The sequence below is a fragment of the Stenotrophomonas maltophilia group sp. Smal17 genome (genome assembly GCF_030237045.1).
Lineage (GTDB): Bacteria > Pseudomonadota > Gammaproteobacteria > Xanthomonadales > Xanthomonadaceae > Stenotrophomonas > Stenotrophomonas forensis.
The window spans coordinates 24,703-38,717 of record NZ_JASJSU010000041.1 but is presented as its reverse complement, the minus strand read 5'-3'; the positions used below and the strand labels follow the sequence as shown (position 1 = coordinate 38,717).

The window sequence follows — 14,015 nt, the reverse complement described above, 5'->3', positions numbered from 1 at the left end:
CCGGCCAGCGGCCGGCACTACCATTCACGGTTCGCGGACCAGGGCCCCGTCACGCAACCGGTACTGCGCATCGACCACGCCGTCGGGCAGATCATCATGGGTGATCATCAACAGGCTGCGACCGTCCAGCAGTCCGGACAGGTCCTGCAGCAGCGCGCGTGCGGTATCCACGTCCAGCCCCTCGGTCGGTTCGTCCAGCAACAGGATCGGCGCATTGCGCAACAGCGCGCGCGCCAGCGCCAGGCGCCGCGCCTGCCCGGCCGACATCGTCGCACCGTTCTCACCGACCCAGGCCTGCAGGCCGCCATTGCGCTCGGCCCATTCGGCCAGGCGTACCCGACGTAGTACTGCCCACAGCTCGACGTCGTTGGCGTCGGGATCACCCAGCCGCAGGTTCTCGGCCACCGTGCCGGCAAACACCGGCGCGTTCTGCGGCAGCCACGCCAGCTGCCGATGCCACTCGGCCTGGGCGAAATCGCGCAGATCGCGGCCGCCATAGGTAATTCGCCCCTGCTGCGGATCCCACAGCCGCAGCAGCAGGCTGGACAAGGTGGTCTTGCCGCTGCCGCTGTCGCCGCGGATCGCGATGCGCTCGCCCGGTGCCAGGGTCAGCTGCAGGCCGGACAGCACCGGCCGCGCCGCGCCCGGCCACTGGAAATGGACATCATCCCAATGCACGCGCGCCGCCTGTGGTACAGCGTGCGGCGTCGACGGATCCTCCACCGTTGGCGATTGCTCGACGATGGCCTGCAGGCGATCGGCAGCGATGCGCCCGGACTGCAGCGACTGCCAGGCCAGGCCCATGCCCGCCCACAACTCGATCAACGCCACGGTGAGGAACACCAGGCCGGCGGCCATTTCCGGCGCGATGCGCTGCTGTTCGGCCGCATGCAGGGCCAATGCCAGCATCGCCACCAGGCCGAGCCCAGCCACCAGGCCATGCAGGGTCGAGGCTGCAATCAGGCGCCAGCGCCGGCGACGGTCGCGCGAGGCCAGCTGCTTGGCCGCTACCCGCACCTTCAACTGCCACGCCGCATCGGCATGCAGCGCGGCCAGATCCCCGGCCCCTTCCAGTCCTTCGAATGCAGCGGTGCGCAACGCGGCGCGATGCGCGGCGCGGTCTGCTTCTTCATCATCGCGACCGCGCACGCCCAGCCACGGCACACCGACGGCGATCAGCAATGCCAGCACCGCCAGCAGCACGGCCGCCGACGGCAGGATCAGCGCCGCTGAAACCACCGCGACCAGCGACAACGCACCCAGCGCCACCAAGGGCCCGATGGCACGCACCAGCAGGCCATCCACCTCACCGATGTCACCGAGCAGGCGTGCCAGCAGGTCGCCGGTACGCGTGGCCCCCAACCGTGCCGGCGCCAGTGGCAGCGCACGGCGGAAGAACCACACGCGCAGGTCGCGGGCGATGCGCAGGGTGGCATCGTGGCCGACCAGCTTTTCGAAATAGCGCGACACGATGCGTGCCATGGTCAGGCCACGGATGCCGGCCGAGGGCGAGAAGAAATTGAAACCCTGGCCCAACCCGGCCGCACCGGCCAGCGCGGCGGCGGTGAGGAAACCGCCAGACAGGCCCAGCAGCGCGGTACCAGCCAGCATCGTGGTCCACAGCAGCAGCATCGTCAGCAGCAGGCGCGGCCGATGACGCAGGAACACTGCACGCAGTGAATCGGGTGACCGGCTCATGCGCGCACCGCCTGTGCCGGCTCGACCAGGCGGCCTTCCGGCAACAGCAGGCAACGGTCGGCCCAGGCGATCACCGCCGGGCTGTGGGTGGCGACCACCACGCTGCGGCCCCGCGCATACGCGGCCAGGCTGCGCAGCAGCGCCGCTTCGGTATCGGCATCGAGGAAGGCGGTGGGCTCATCCAGCAGCAGCACCTGCGGGTCACGCAGCAGCAGGCGCGCCAGGCCGATGCGGCGCGCTTCACCACCGGACAGGCCGAAGCCGCGCTCGCCGATCACCGTGTCCAGCCCCTGCGGCAGTCGTTGCGCGAACTGCAGCACCTGCGCCGCCTCGGCCACCGCGCGCAGCCGTGCATCACTGGCGCCGGGGTCGGCCAGCCGCAGGTTGTCGGCAATGCTGCCGTGGAACAGGTAGGGACGCTGGCTGGCATAGGCCACCTGCACGCCGGGGCGCAGCTGCAGCTTGCCGGCGCGTGGCGGCAACCAACCAGCCAGTGCTTCCAGCAGCGTGCTCTTGCCCGATCCGCTGGGGCCCACCAGGGCCAGCCGCTGGCCCGGCTCCAACACCACCTCAAGATCCTGCAGCACATCATGCGGCGCCCCCAACGGACGCAACACCAGCCCCTGTGCCTGCAGCGGCGGCAAGGCAGCCTCGGCCGGCTCCACCGCCAGCGGTGCAATCTCGTTTTCAATCAGGCCCTGCTCATCCGGCAGCGACTGCAGCAGGCGCTCCACTTCGGCGGCCGCCGCCAGGGCGTTGGCACGGTCGTGGTAGTGCGCGGCCAACCGCCGCAGTGGTGCGTAGAACTCCGGGGCCAGCAGCAGGCAGAACAGGCCGGCGCCCAGCGTCGGCACCGCTGCATGCAACGACATCATGCCGAGGTAGCTCAGGCCCAGGTACAGCGCAACCATCGCCACGCTCACCGAGGCGAAGAATTCCAGCACCGTGGATGACAGGAACGCGATCCGCAGCACCTTCAGCGTGCGCAGGCGCACGCCTTCGGCGGCGGCCTCCACGCCAGCCAGTTCGGCTTCGCCACGGCCGTACAGGCGCAGCAGGCCCAGGCCCTTGATGCGATCGGCGAAGTGGCCGCTCATCCGCGCCAGTTCCCCCAGCTGGGCGCGACCGGCCGCTTCAGCGCCCCACCCGACCAGCATCATGAAGAACGGCACCAGCGGCGCGGTGAACAACAGGATCAGCGCCACCACCCAGTCGACCCAGGCCACGGCGGCCAGGATCAGCAGCGGCACCACCACCACCTCGGTGCGTACCGGCAGGAAGCCACTGTAATAATTCTCGATCGCATCACCGTGATGCAGCACCAGTTCGCCCAGCTCGCCGGTGCGACGCTGGCGCAGCCACAGCGGGCCATGGCCCAGCAGGCGCGCGAACACACGTTCGCGCAGTGCCAGCCGCGCAGCATCGGCCACATCGCCGGCCGCGGCCTGGGTGGCGCTGCCCAACAGCGTGCGCAGCACCAGGATCAGCGCCAGTCCGCCCAGCACCGGCAGGCCCGATGCCAGCGGCGCGCGTTCCACCAGCACCTGCTGCACCAGCCAGGCAATGGCGGCGGCCTGGCCGATCAACAGCGCCCCGGACAGGCTGATGCACAGCGCCGCCAGGCGCTGGCGGCCGCGGGCTGGCCGCGCCAGATCGGCCAGCCATGCAGTGCGGGCGCGCCGCTGGCGGGTCGTTTCGGCTTCCTGGGAAAGGCCGTCGGGGGTTGTTTCGGCAGCGCTCAAGAGGTCTTCACGGGCAGCGGGGGAGACACGGCATTGTAGGCGCAGGCAATAGCCGGCCCCTGCGGCCGGCGGTCGCAGTCTTCATCAGGTTGGCATACGATCAACCGGGTCACCTGTTCATACATTGATCTGGATCAAGGCTGTTTGAAGTAGTCGGTCACATCATTCACGTCGTAGACCACCCTTCCCGCCACCTGCAACGGCACTATCCAACGAGGTAGCCAGGCCATGATTGATCAGACAGTCGTAGAACTGTCGCGGCTGCAATTCGCGCTGACCGCGATGTACCACTTCCTATTCGTACCGCTCACCCTCGGCCTGTCCTTCATGGTGGCCATCATGGAGAGCGTGTACGTGATGACCGGCAAGGAGATCTGGCGCAGGATGACCCTGTTCTGGGGCGTCCTGTTCGGCATCAACTTCGCCATGGGCGTCGCCACCGGCATCGTGATGGAATTCCAGTTCGGCATGAACTGGTCCTACTACAGCCACTACGTGGGTGACATCTTCGGTGCGCCGCTGGCCATCGAAGGCCTGATGGCGTTCTTCCTGGAAGCCACCTTCGTCGGCCTGTTCTTCTTTGGCTGGAACCGCCTGAGCAAGGTCAAGCACCTGATGGTGACCTGGCTGATGGCGCTGGGCACCAACCTGTCGGCGATCTGGATCCTGATCGCCAACGGCTGGATGCAGAACCCGACCGGTGCGGTGTTCAACCCGGAAACCATGCGCATGGAAGTCGTCGACTTCATGGCGGTGGTGTTCAACCCGGTGGCACAGGCCAAGTTCGTGCACACCGTCAGCGCCGGTTACGTGACCGGTGCGGTGTTCGTGATGGCGATCAGCGCCCTGTTCCTGCTGCGCAACAAGCACAAGGACCTGGCCCGTCGCTCGTTCGCGGTGGCCGCAGCGTTCGGCCTGCTGTCCTCGCTGTCGGTGGTGGTGCTGGGTGACGAGAGCGGTTACGCCGCCAGCGAACACCAGAAGATGAAGCTGGCTGCGATCGAAGCGATGTGGGAGACCGAGCGTGCGCCGGCCGACTTCACCGCCTTCGGCATCCCCAACCAGCAGACCCACCAGAACGACTACGCGGTGAAGATCCCGTACCTGATGGGCCTGATCGCCACCCGCTCGTTGAACCAGCCGATTCCGGGCATTCTGGAACTGGTCGAGCGTGCCGAGCACCGCGTGCGCGGCGGCCAGCTGGCCTACGGCGCACTGGAACGCCTGCGCGCCAACAAGAACGACGTGGAAGCGCGCGAGATGTTCGATCGCCACTGGCAGGACCTTGGCCACGGCCTGCTGCTCAAGCGCTACCGCGATGACATCCTCAACGCCACCCCGCAGGAGATCTCGCAGGCCGCGATGGATACCGTGCCGCGCGTGATGCCGCTGTTCTGGACCTTCCGCGTGATGGCCGGGCTCGGCTTCTACCTGATCGCCTTCTTCGCGCTGGCCTTCTACTACTCGTGCCGCAACAACTTCCAGGACAAGCGCTGGTTCCTGAAGGTGGCCTTGTGGACGCTGCCGGCGCCGTGGATCGCGATCGAGTGTGGCTGGTTCGTGGCCGAGTACGGTCGCCAGCCGTGGGCGGTTGATGGCGTGCTGCCGACCTTCTATGCGGCATCGGGCCTGGCCCTGCACGAAATCGTGCTGACCCTGGCCGGCTTCACCGCGATCTACACCGCGCTGATCGTGGTCGAGATCAAGCTGATGCTCAAGGCGATCCGCAAGGGTCCGGATGAGGTGCTGCCGTCGCTGCAGTCGCCCCAGCCGCATGCTTCCCACAATGCCTCGGCGCCCGCCGCCGGCCAGGCCTGAGGCAGGAGAACCACGATGGATTTCATTCTTCTGGACTACACCACGCTGCGCGTGATCTGGTGGCTGCTGCTCGGCATCCTGCTGATCGGCTTCGCCGTGATGGATGGTTTCGACCTGGGCGTGGGCACGCTGCTGCCCTTCGTCGCCCGCAACGACGCCGAGCGCCGGCTGGTGATCAACACCATCGGCCCGGTCTGGGAAGGCAACCAGGTGTGGCTGGTGCTCGGTGGCGGTGCGATCTTCGCCGCCTGGCCGCCGCTGTATGCGGTCAGCTTCTCCGGGTTCTACCTGGCGATGTTCGTGATCCTGTTCGCGCTGATCCTGCGTCCGGTCGGTTTCAAGTTCCGCAGCAAGATGCCCAGCGAACGCTGGCGCAACACCTGGGACTGGGCGCTGTTCATCGGCGGCTTCATCCCGGCGCTGATCATGGGCGTGGCGGTGGGCAACGTGGTGCTGGGCGTGCCGTTCCACTTCGATGACAGCATGCGCATCTTCTACACCGGCTCGTTCTTCGGCCTGCTGATGCCCTTCGCGCTGCTGGCCGGCCTGCTCAGCGTGTCGATGCTGGTCGCGCACGGTGCCGCCATGCTGGTGATCAAGACCGACGGCCCGGTGGCCGAGCGTGCGGCCCGCTTCGGCAGCATCGCCGCGATCATCGCCTTCGTGCTGTTCGCGGTCGGCGGTGCCTGGGTGGCCTTTGGCCTGCCGGGTTACCAGATCACCTCGCAGGTGGTCACCGATGGCGCCACCAACCCGCTGCTGAAGACCGCCGAACTCGGCGCCGCCGGTGGCTGGATGCGCAACTACAGCACGATGCCGGCCACGATCCTGGCCCCGCTGCTCGGCCTGGCCGGACTGCTGGCCAGTGCGGTACTGCTGCGTGCCCGTCGCGGTGGCCTGGCCTTCATCGCCTCGGGTGCAGCGATCGCCGGCATCATCCTGACCGTCGGCTTTGCGATCTTCCCGTTCCTGCTGCCGTCCTCGAGCCAGCCCACCTCCAGCCTGACCGTGTGGGATGCCTCGTCCAGCCACCTGACCCTGTGGATCATGCTGCTGGCTACGGCGGTGTTCCTGCCGATCATCCTCGCCTACACCACCTGGGTGTACCGCGTGCTGAAGGGCAAGACCACCAGCGAAGAGATGGGCAACAACCCGAACGCGTATTGATGGACGGTGTGCCGGCCCACGGCCGGCACATCCCCTGGACAAAGGAGACTGATCATGTGGTATTTCGCCTGGATTCTCGGTGCCGGCCTCGCCTCGACGGTGGCCATCCTCAACGGCATGTGGTTCGAAGCCCGCGAGCAGAACCGTATCGAGAAGGAAAATCGTCACTGAGTCGTAAAAAAGCCTTGCCGCCTTGGCCTTCACACGGTATCTTAGGCGGCTCCTTCGGGGTGTAGCTCAGTCTGGTAGAGCGCTACGTTCGGGACGTAGAGGTCGCAGGTTCGAATCCTGTCTCCCCGACCACTCATGTGGTCGCATTGAAGCCTGGTGAAGTCGTCCAGGCTTTTTTGTTCCCTGAAGTGGCACTGCTTCGGCAGTGTGAAGAAAACAGCATTTACCCCTTGCCGCCATCGGGGTGAATCGCTAGAATAGGCGGCTCCCTTCGGGGTGTAGCTCAGTCTGGTAGAGCGCTACGTTCGGGACGTAGAGGTCGCAGGTTCGAATCCTGTCTCCCCGACCACTTTGGTGGTCACCAAGAAGCCTGGAAGACAACAGTCCTCCGGGTTTTTTTGTGCCTGGCGCCCCGGCAACTGCCAGTGAATGGCAGCAACGGGACAAGGCAGCCGCCCTGCCCCGCCACACGGCCCGGAAGTCAGCAGGGCCGCACGTTAAGGCCGGCATACAGGCCCAGCGCGCGACTGGCCTGGATCAGACCCTCGATCACGTGGTCGCCCACATCCTGGTCCGGCCCGCCATCCTGCCGCGCCCGCTCGGCAGCCAGCAGAATGGCATGTACGGTGCGCAGCCCGGCCAATGCGCAATCGGCATCGGCCAGGGCCATGCAACGGCCGGGATTGAGCTGGCGTTCGGGCCAGGGCCGTCCATCGGATGCGCCCCCGCTGTCGATGCCACACAACTGCGCGACGAAGGTGATGGGCTCGCCTGCCACATCGGCATTGGCCGGGGCGTGACCGGTGGGCGGGAAGGAAGTATCAGACGTCTTCATGGGCATTCTCCATGCAAGGAACACGGTGATGCCGCCGGACAAAGGCGGCGGGCGATACGTGGCTGCAAAAACCCGGCTGACTTAGTTCGGGCGGATGTGCTTGCGCACATCCCCACGCACCGCCCGCCATGGAACGCGAACGGAATGCCAGCCGGCGCCGCGCGAAGCGACGCCGGCTGGCAAGCGTATACAACAAGTCAGCTCGGGTTTTGCAGTCCCGGCCACCCTTTTCCGGTGGCATGCGAAGGTGTAAACGCCAGCGCACGATGTGCCAATGGGCAAACGCGCCACTGCAACAATTCGTACGATTCGCGACATTGTTGCACAGCGTCTGCGGGCGTCCAGAAGCTAGGGACGCAAAGGCTTGGCAGTGTTAAGCCGCAGGCGCCGTTGTGCCGCGCGGCAGGATGGGGGTCGTGCGGATTACGTCACCCTGCGCGCGGCGGAGGCACTTCGCGTGGGTGCGGGCCGGTCGTGGCTGTGCTCAGCCCTTGAGGTTAGGATCTGTCACCGGCAACAGGTCATAGCTGGCCAGATCCATTTCGACGCGGTGCACCTTGTCCACCTGCGCGTCGTCGGTGGGGTCAAACACGCCCGGCACCGAGACGATCACCGTACCCAGGCCATCGACCGGGTGGACGGCATGCGCGTCGCGGATCTGCGCGTGGCTGATCTGGGCAGGCACGAAGCCCATCCAGCCAAAGAATTCCCGGTGTTGATACAGGCGGCGGTCTATTTGATAGTCCACCAACCCTGTCTCCGGCGTCCTCGCCTTAACATCAACATTCGCAAATACAGGATTAAGCTTCTCAACGAGAATCATGAGTGACTGAAGCATAAGGCCCGGAAAACCTTTACCAAATTCCTCAAGCCCACCCATTCTGATTCGATGAAAGCCCGTCATTGGATTTACATCCAGGACAACAAGCCCTGGGTTCCTCCAATCACGGCTTCTTGCCACATTGGATATCATCAGAGATGCTCCAAGGTTCCGGAAATCGCCTAGATCCCTGCGAGTTTTCTCAACATCCGTCTCCATCACCTTCAAAACGGCGTCGCGCTCTTCCAGCGACACAACCTTCTCCCGCGGACCTCCAGGCATCGTGTACCACTGTCTCATCTGCGCATGCAGAGGACTTAATTCTCCCACGATACTGTCGACAAGCTCGGCAACTTCAAGAGGCGACCTGCTTACAGGACGGGATTTGAGGCAGGCTTGCACATCGATAATCAACTCGCTTCTCCCGGATAAGGTTGATACTTGCAGATGAGTGGATCCAACCCTGCAAATCGAGTAGCTACCGCCATTGTTCGCGCCTGCATGAAAAACCACGAAAGTTTTGCCTGACGTCCTGCAATGGATATTGCCGCCTTCTGCCTGGCCATCTGGGCGTTCCAAGGAAGAAAGATGCTCTTCTCGACGAAGTGATACTTCGGATTGTTATCGGCATCCAGAAAGTGCTCATACCTCCCCTTAGCCTCCACCACTGTGCAGTGCTTCAACCAGAACCCATCAAACTCACAGGCGTTGAAGTGCCACTCCTGCACGGTACGGAAGAAGCCCTTCCGGTGCAGATAATCAAACAACGTATCCACTGAGAAGAACGTCCGCGCCGGATCGGCCTTGTCCGCCACCATGAATCCAAAGCGCAGCGGTGCCGAGCGCAGGTTGGCGATGTACAGCTGGTACTCGTAGTTGATCAGATTGCGCCGGGTGACATAGCGCCCAGTGCGGGGTGGACCAATGAACCCTTCCTTCAGCAGGCACTCGTTGCACGCGGTCTCGTCGGGCATCTGCGAGCAGTCCACTTCCCGCGCCTTGGCCGTCGGCTCAGCGCGCGCATCCGGCTTGGCTTTGCCGCGCACCCGCTGCTGGATATCGCTCACTACATCGCGAATGCCATCGGCCACGTCACCGGTGGTCGGCCCGCCATAGGGGTCCACCGGGTTGCCGTCTTCATCCACGTTGCCGTTACCGCCTCCCATGCCGGGCCCAAGCCAAGGCCGCGGGCCGATGATTCTGGTGCCCATCGTTGCTCCTAGTGTCCTGCCAGATTCGACAGCAGATCCGCCGCTGCCAGGTTCGGGTTCTTTGCGCTGCGCATCCACATGTCCGCTGCCGGGACGGCCCGCAAACCGCGCGCCCACGCCACGTCCGCCTTCACCCAGCGCACCAGCACCGGCAGGTGGGTGATCTGTTCAGCCCTTGAGGTTAGGATCTGTCACCGGCAACAGATCGTAGCTGGCCAGATCCATTTCGACGCGGTGCACCTTGTCCACCTGCGCGTCGTCGGTGGGGTCAAACATGCCCGGCACCGAGACGATGACCGTACCCAGGCCATCGATCGGGTGGACGGCATGCGCGTCTCGTATCTGGGCGTGGGCGATCTGCGCGGGCACGAAGCCCATCCAGCCAAAGAACCGCCTGTGCTGGTAAAGCCGCCGGTCCAGCTGGTAATCCACCAAACCTTTGTCCGGCGATCGTGCCTTGACGTCCGTAGCTGCGAAGAATGGGTCTACCACGTTCACCATTTCCGTCAGTGCATTGCGCAATAGGGACGGGAGTGACACTCCAAATGGGTCAATTCCATCCACGCTGAGGAAATTGAAACCGGTTGTCGGATTCAAGCCGAGCACCACTACCCCCGGCTTTTTCCAATCACGGTCATTGTCAACATTGGACAGCATGACAGAAGCGCCAAGCTCTTCGAAGTCACCAAAACGCTTTCGATTTTTTTGAATCTTCTGCGCCATTTGCGCCAAGATGCCATTCTCGTCATCCAGCGGAATTGAATCCTCCTTACTACTTGAAGGCAGCGCGTACCATCGGTTCATCAGCGGGTGAACCTCGGCCAGCAGCGCGGTCAAATTCACAGCGATGCGCAGCAGCTCGTCCGGTGTTTTTGAAACAGGCGTTGTCCAGAGTTTCGTTTCCACTCCAAGAATCATGCACCACCTCCAGGAAAGGGTTCATATCTGCAGAGCGAAGGATCCAAGTCGCCCATTAGCATGGCCGCTGCCATCGTCTTTTGCTGCATGAAAAACCACAGGAGCTTTCCCTGTGGCTCAGCGATCGCGATAGCGGAACGCTGTCGAGTCATCTGCAACCCTAGCGGCTCGAAGACCCCGGGCCGCACAAATTTGTATTTCGCCTTTCCGTTCTCATCCAGAAACTGGTCATACCTCCCCTTCGCCTCCACCACCGTGCAGTCCTTCAACCAGAACCCGTCAAACTCACAGGCGTTGAAGTGCCACTCCTGCACGGTACGGGAGAAGCCCTTCCGGTGCAGATAATCAAACAACGTATCCACTGAGAAGAACGTCCGCGCCGGATCGGCCTTGTCCGCCACCATGAATCCAAAGCGCAGCGGTGCCGAGCGCAGGTTGGCGATGTACAGCTGGTACTCGTAGTTGATCAGATTGCGCCGGGTGACATAGCGCCCAGTGCGGGGCGGACCAATGAACCCTTCCTTCAGCAGGCACTCGTTGCACGCGGTCTCGTCGGGCATCTGCGAGCAGTCCACTTCCCGCGCCTTGGCCGTCGGCTCAGCGCGCGCATCCGGCTTTGCTTTGCCGCGCACCCGCTGCTGGATATCGCCCACTACATCGCGAATGCCATCGGCCACGTCACCGGTGGTCGGCCCGCCATAGGGTTCCACCGGATTGCCGTCTTCATCCACGCTGCCGTTACCGCCTCCCATGCCGGGCCCAAGCCAGGGCCGCGGGCCGATGATTCTGGTGCCCATCGTTGCTCCTAGTGTCCTGCCAGATTCGACAGCAGATCCGCCGCTGCTAGGTTCGGGTTCTTTGCGCTGCGCATCCACATGTCCGCTGCCGGGACGGCCCGCAGACCGCGCGCCCATGCCACGTCCGCCTTCACCCAGCGCACCAGCACCGGCAGGTGGGTGATACGCCGCACATAGGCCGCGTGGTCATGGCTCTTCACCACGTCGTCCATCAGCGCCGCATCGCTCAGATGGCCGACCTGACGGGGGTACTCCTCGCGGATCTCCCGGCACAACAGCGGGAAGAACGTGGAGGGGTCAGGCAGGCGCAGCAGGGCTTCCTGTTCCTTTGTAATCTCAAACATCAGCCTGCCTCCGTTGCATGCAGCGCTTCGCGATCCAGGGTGTAGCGCTCGCCCAGCATCTGGAAACACCATTGCCGCAGCGGGCCCATCAACTGCCTGCGCTGCTGCAGCGTGAAGGCCCGCTGCAAGCGCAGGAACACGCGGCCATCCCAGTAGCGCAGCAGTGCCAGCGTGCCGTTGGGGCGGCGCAGGTCCAGGCAGGCTTCCAGGTGCTGGAACACGGCTTCAAAGCCGGCCTCACTGCGCAGCCAGGCCACGACGGGCTTGTCCAGTTCCAGCGCCCGCAACCATCCATCCACCTGGGTGTGGGACTGCGCGGGCAACTGCAGCAGCCACGGGCCGACGGCTGCGTGAGCGGCCTCGGGCTGGCGCGCAAGCAGTGCGCGGTGCGGCAGGTCCTGCGCGTACCAGGCCAGAGCCTTGGGCGTGTCGGCGTAGGCCGCTGCGTCGACGATCACGTATCGGTTCATTCAGCGCCCCAGGAAGGTCGCGCCGGAGCGCGAGGCGGCCAGCAGGCACGCTTCGCACACGGGCGGCTTGCCGGCCTGCGGCAGTACGGGCAACGGGGCCAGATCCGAGGCAGCAGCGGCGGGCCACACACCGTCAGCCCCGCCACCTCCCCCGCCCATGTCCACATAGACGCGGGATTGCTTGCCGGCAATCAGCGAGCAGCCGCACGAGAGCCTGTCGCCATGGCGTGCGACGGGCTGGCCTTCAAACGTCAGCGTGATGTCGCCACTGACGATGGTGGCCACGCGCTGGTGCTTGGGGCAGGTGGCCTTGTCACCCAACCGCGCAACCGGCATGCCCTCGATGTCGGTAACCGGCGATCCGCAGATGACCCTGCCACCGCCCGTGGTTGCATCACCCACCACAATCAACGTCCTTGCCACCCTGCAATCCTTCGCCCATGGATGTGGCCCGAACCTAGCAACGCCCCACATCCCCTGCACTTCATTGCAGCGTCCATCACAGCGTGCATGCCGCGGCCAAACGCTCGCAATGGCCCGCAACGCAAGGGGTTGGCTGGATCACGGCGCATATCCATGGTGCACTGGCCGCCCTCACCCGGCTATGCAGAACGCGACAGATCGCGCCGACGGGACCTCACCCCGCCAGCCACGTACAATGGGCCTTCCCCCACCCACCGCGCCGGCACAGCCCGGTGCGGCGCTGCACGCCAAGACACGGCATGCGACACCTGCAAGGACCACCGATGAGTTCCTCCCCTTCCGATTCGCCGTCGCTGCTGCACGGTCGCGTCCTCGCGTTCGCCGCGATCCTGCTGGCCGCGATCAACCTGCGCACCGCCGTCACCTCGATCACGCCGCTGCTGGACGTGCTCGGCCAGCAGTTCGGCTTCGGCACCACCATGACCGGTGTGCTGGGCATGCTGCCGACCGCCTCGTTCGCCCTGTTCGGCGTGGCCACGCCTGCACTGGCGCGACGCCTGGGCCTGGAGCGCACCACGCTGCTGGCGATGGTGATGGCGATGGCCGGCCTGCTGCTGCGCTCCAGCGCCGGCAATGTCGGCACGCTGCTGCTCGGTTCGGTGGTGGCACTGGCCGGCATGGGCATCGGCAACGTGGTGGTGCCGCCGCTGGTGAAGCGCTACTTCGCCAACAAGGTCGGCACCATGAGCACGCTCTACATCAGCGTGCTGCAGCTGGGCACGATGCTGCCGGCGCTGCTGGCGGTGCCGGTGGCCAACGCCGCGGGCTGGCGGGTGTCGCTGGGCATGTGGGCCCTGCTGGCGCTGGCCGCCGCGCTGCCGTGGCTGGTGCTGGCCACGCGCGCACCGAAGCCGCAGGCCGATGCCACTGATCCGACCGCGCAGCCGCATGGCAAGGTCTGGCGCACCTCGCTGGGCTGGAGCATGACGCTGATGTTCGGCATGACCTCGCTGATGACCTATTCGATGTTCACCTGGCTGCCGCGCATCGTGGTCGAGGCCGGTGGCACGCCCGCCTTCGGTGGCGTGATGGTGGCGGTGTTCTCGGCCCTGGGCCTGCTGCCCTCGCTGGTGATTCCGTCAATGGCGGTGCGCCTGCAGAACCCGTTCCCGCTGGTGCTGATCGGCTTCTTCTCGTTCGTGATCGCCTTCACCGGCCTGCTGCTGGCGCCGATGAAGGCACCGCTGCTGTGGGCCTGCCTGCTGGGCGTTGGCCCATCCACCTTCCCGCTGGCGCTGACCCTGATCAATCTGCGCACACGCACCCCCACCGGTTCGGCCGCGCTTTCCGGCTTCATGCAGGGCGTGGGCTACAGCTTCAGCTGCCTGGGGCCCTTCCTGGTCGGCTGGCTGCACACCGTCAGCGACGGCTGGACCCTCCCGTTCAGCTTCCTGTTCGGCTGCGCCACCCTGATGCTGTGCGCGTCCTGGGTGGCCTGCAAGCCGCGCAAACTGGAAGACCTCTGGTGATGCTGCGGGGCCGCCTGCCGGCCCCGACCACAGGCGCGCAGCCTTCACGCCCATTTTGACGCCGGACTGACA

Annotated in this window: 14 protein-coding genes and 2 tRNA genes; 6 read left to right on the top strand and 10 right to left on the bottom strand. The window is 65.1% G+C overall.

Translation table 11 applies throughout. The annotated features are described in order from the left end of the window. Positions 1 to 24: 24 nt before the first annotated feature. Both cydC and cydD read right to left on the bottom strand, forming a co-directional pair. Positions 25 to 1,698, bottom strand: coding sequence for a thiol reductant ABC exporter subunit CydC (gene cydC, locus QRO93_RS12560; protein ID WP_180880682.1), 1,674 nt, complete (start codon positions 1,696 to 1,698; stop codon positions 25 to 27). Continuing rightward, complete coding sequence (cydD, locus tag QRO93_RS12555) at positions 1,695 to 3,440, bottom strand: thiol reductant ABC exporter subunit CydD (protein ID WP_285304243.1); 1,746 nt, start codon at positions 3,438 to 3,440, stop codon at positions 1,695 to 1,697. Before cydD ends, cydC begins: the two co-directional genes overlap by 4 nt. A 228-nt stretch (positions 3,441 to 3,668) precedes the next feature. Between cydD and QRO93_RS12550 the strand changes: the two genes are divergently transcribed. The 5 genes from QRO93_RS12550 to QRO93_RS12530 all read left to right on the top strand — a co-directional run bounded on the left by QRO93_RS12550 (position 3,669) and on the right by QRO93_RS12530 (position 6,945). Continuing rightward, positions 3,669 to 5,258, top strand: coding sequence for a cytochrome ubiquinol oxidase subunit I (locus QRO93_RS12550; protein ID WP_006457005.1), 1,590 nt, complete (start codon positions 3,669 to 3,671; stop codon positions 5,256 to 5,258). A gap of 15 nt (positions 5,259 to 5,273) precedes the next feature. Next, entirely contained in the window at positions 5,274 to 6,425 is a 1,152-nt protein-coding gene (gene cydB / locus QRO93_RS12545) for a cytochrome d ubiquinol oxidase subunit II (RefSeq protein WP_053450300.1), read from the top strand. 54 nt (positions 6,426 to 6,479) lie between these two features. Then, positions 6,480 to 6,596, top strand: coding sequence for a cytochrome bd-I oxidase subunit CydX (cydX, locus tag QRO93_RS12540; RefSeq protein ID WP_008268311.1), 117 nt, complete (start codon positions 6,480 to 6,482; stop codon positions 6,594 to 6,596). Positions 6,597 to 6,651: 55 nt separating this feature from the next. Then, positions 6,652 to 6,728, top strand: a tRNA-Pro gene (locus QRO93_RS12535). Between the two features lie 140 nt (positions 6,729 to 6,868). Continuing rightward, positions 6,869 to 6,945: transfer RNA gene (locus tag QRO93_RS12530), tRNA-Pro, on the top strand. Positions 6,946 to 7,077: 132 nt separating this feature from the next. Here QRO93_RS12530 and QRO93_RS12525 read toward each other — a convergent pair. The 8 genes from QRO93_RS12525 to QRO93_RS12490 all read right to left on the bottom strand — a co-directional run bounded on the left by QRO93_RS12525 (position 7,078) and on the right by QRO93_RS12490 (position 12,414). Then, positions 7,078 to 7,431: a hypothetical protein gene (locus QRO93_RS12525; RefSeq protein ID WP_006457010.1), complete on the bottom strand. Its 354-nt coding sequence runs from the start codon at positions 7,429 to 7,431 to the stop codon at positions 7,078 to 7,080. A 484-nt stretch (positions 7,432 to 7,915) separates the two neighbouring features. Further along, positions 7,916 to 8,665 (bottom strand): Imm52 family immunity protein, encoded by a 750-nt coding sequence (locus QRO93_RS12520; RefSeq protein WP_180880687.1) that lies wholly within the window; start codon positions 8,663 to 8,665, stop codon positions 7,916 to 7,918. Then, positions 8,662 to 9,462 carry a restriction endonuclease fold toxin 5 domain-containing protein gene (locus QRO93_RS12515; RefSeq protein ID WP_258011032.1) on the bottom strand — a complete coding sequence of 267 codons (801 nt, stop codon included), beginning with the start codon at positions 9,460 to 9,462 and terminating at the stop codon, positions 8,662 to 8,664. Before QRO93_RS12515 ends, QRO93_RS12520 begins: the two co-directional genes overlap by 4 nt. A 168-nt stretch (positions 9,463 to 9,630) precedes the next feature. After that, positions 9,631 to 10,380: an Imm52 family immunity protein gene (locus QRO93_RS12510; RefSeq protein ID WP_006479416.1), complete on the bottom strand. Its 750-nt coding sequence runs from the start codon at positions 10,378 to 10,380 to the stop codon at positions 9,631 to 9,633. Next, positions 10,377 to 11,177 (bottom strand): Tox-REase-5 domain-containing protein, encoded by an 801-nt coding sequence (locus tag QRO93_RS12505; protein ID WP_285304242.1) that lies wholly within the window; start codon positions 11,175 to 11,177, stop codon positions 10,377 to 10,379. Before QRO93_RS12505 ends, QRO93_RS12510 begins: the two co-directional genes overlap by 4 nt. A gap of 8 nt (positions 11,178 to 11,185) precedes the next feature. Then, positions 11,186 to 11,521, bottom strand: coding sequence for a hypothetical protein (locus tag QRO93_RS12500; protein ID WP_180880689.1), 336 nt, complete (start codon positions 11,519 to 11,521; stop codon positions 11,186 to 11,188). Next, positions 11,521 to 11,991, bottom strand: a complete 471-nt coding sequence (locus QRO93_RS12495) for a DUF4123 domain-containing protein (protein ID WP_180880691.1) — start codon at positions 11,989 to 11,991, stop codon at positions 11,521 to 11,523. Before QRO93_RS12495 ends, QRO93_RS12500 begins: the two co-directional genes overlap by 1 nt. Then, on the bottom strand, positions 11,992 to 12,414 hold the full coding sequence (locus QRO93_RS12490) for a PAAR domain-containing protein (RefSeq protein ID WP_285304241.1): 423 nt from the start codon (positions 12,412 to 12,414) through the stop codon (positions 11,992 to 11,994). Positions 12,415 to 12,737: 323 nt separating this feature from the next. On the opposite strand from QRO93_RS12490, the gene QRO93_RS12485 reads away from it, so the two are divergent. Beyond that, a complete protein-coding gene (locus QRO93_RS12485; protein ID WP_053511418.1) occupies positions 12,738 to 13,943 on the top strand; it encodes an MFS transporter in 1,206 nt (401 codons plus the stop codon). Positions 13,944 to 14,015: the final 72 nt, after the last annotated feature.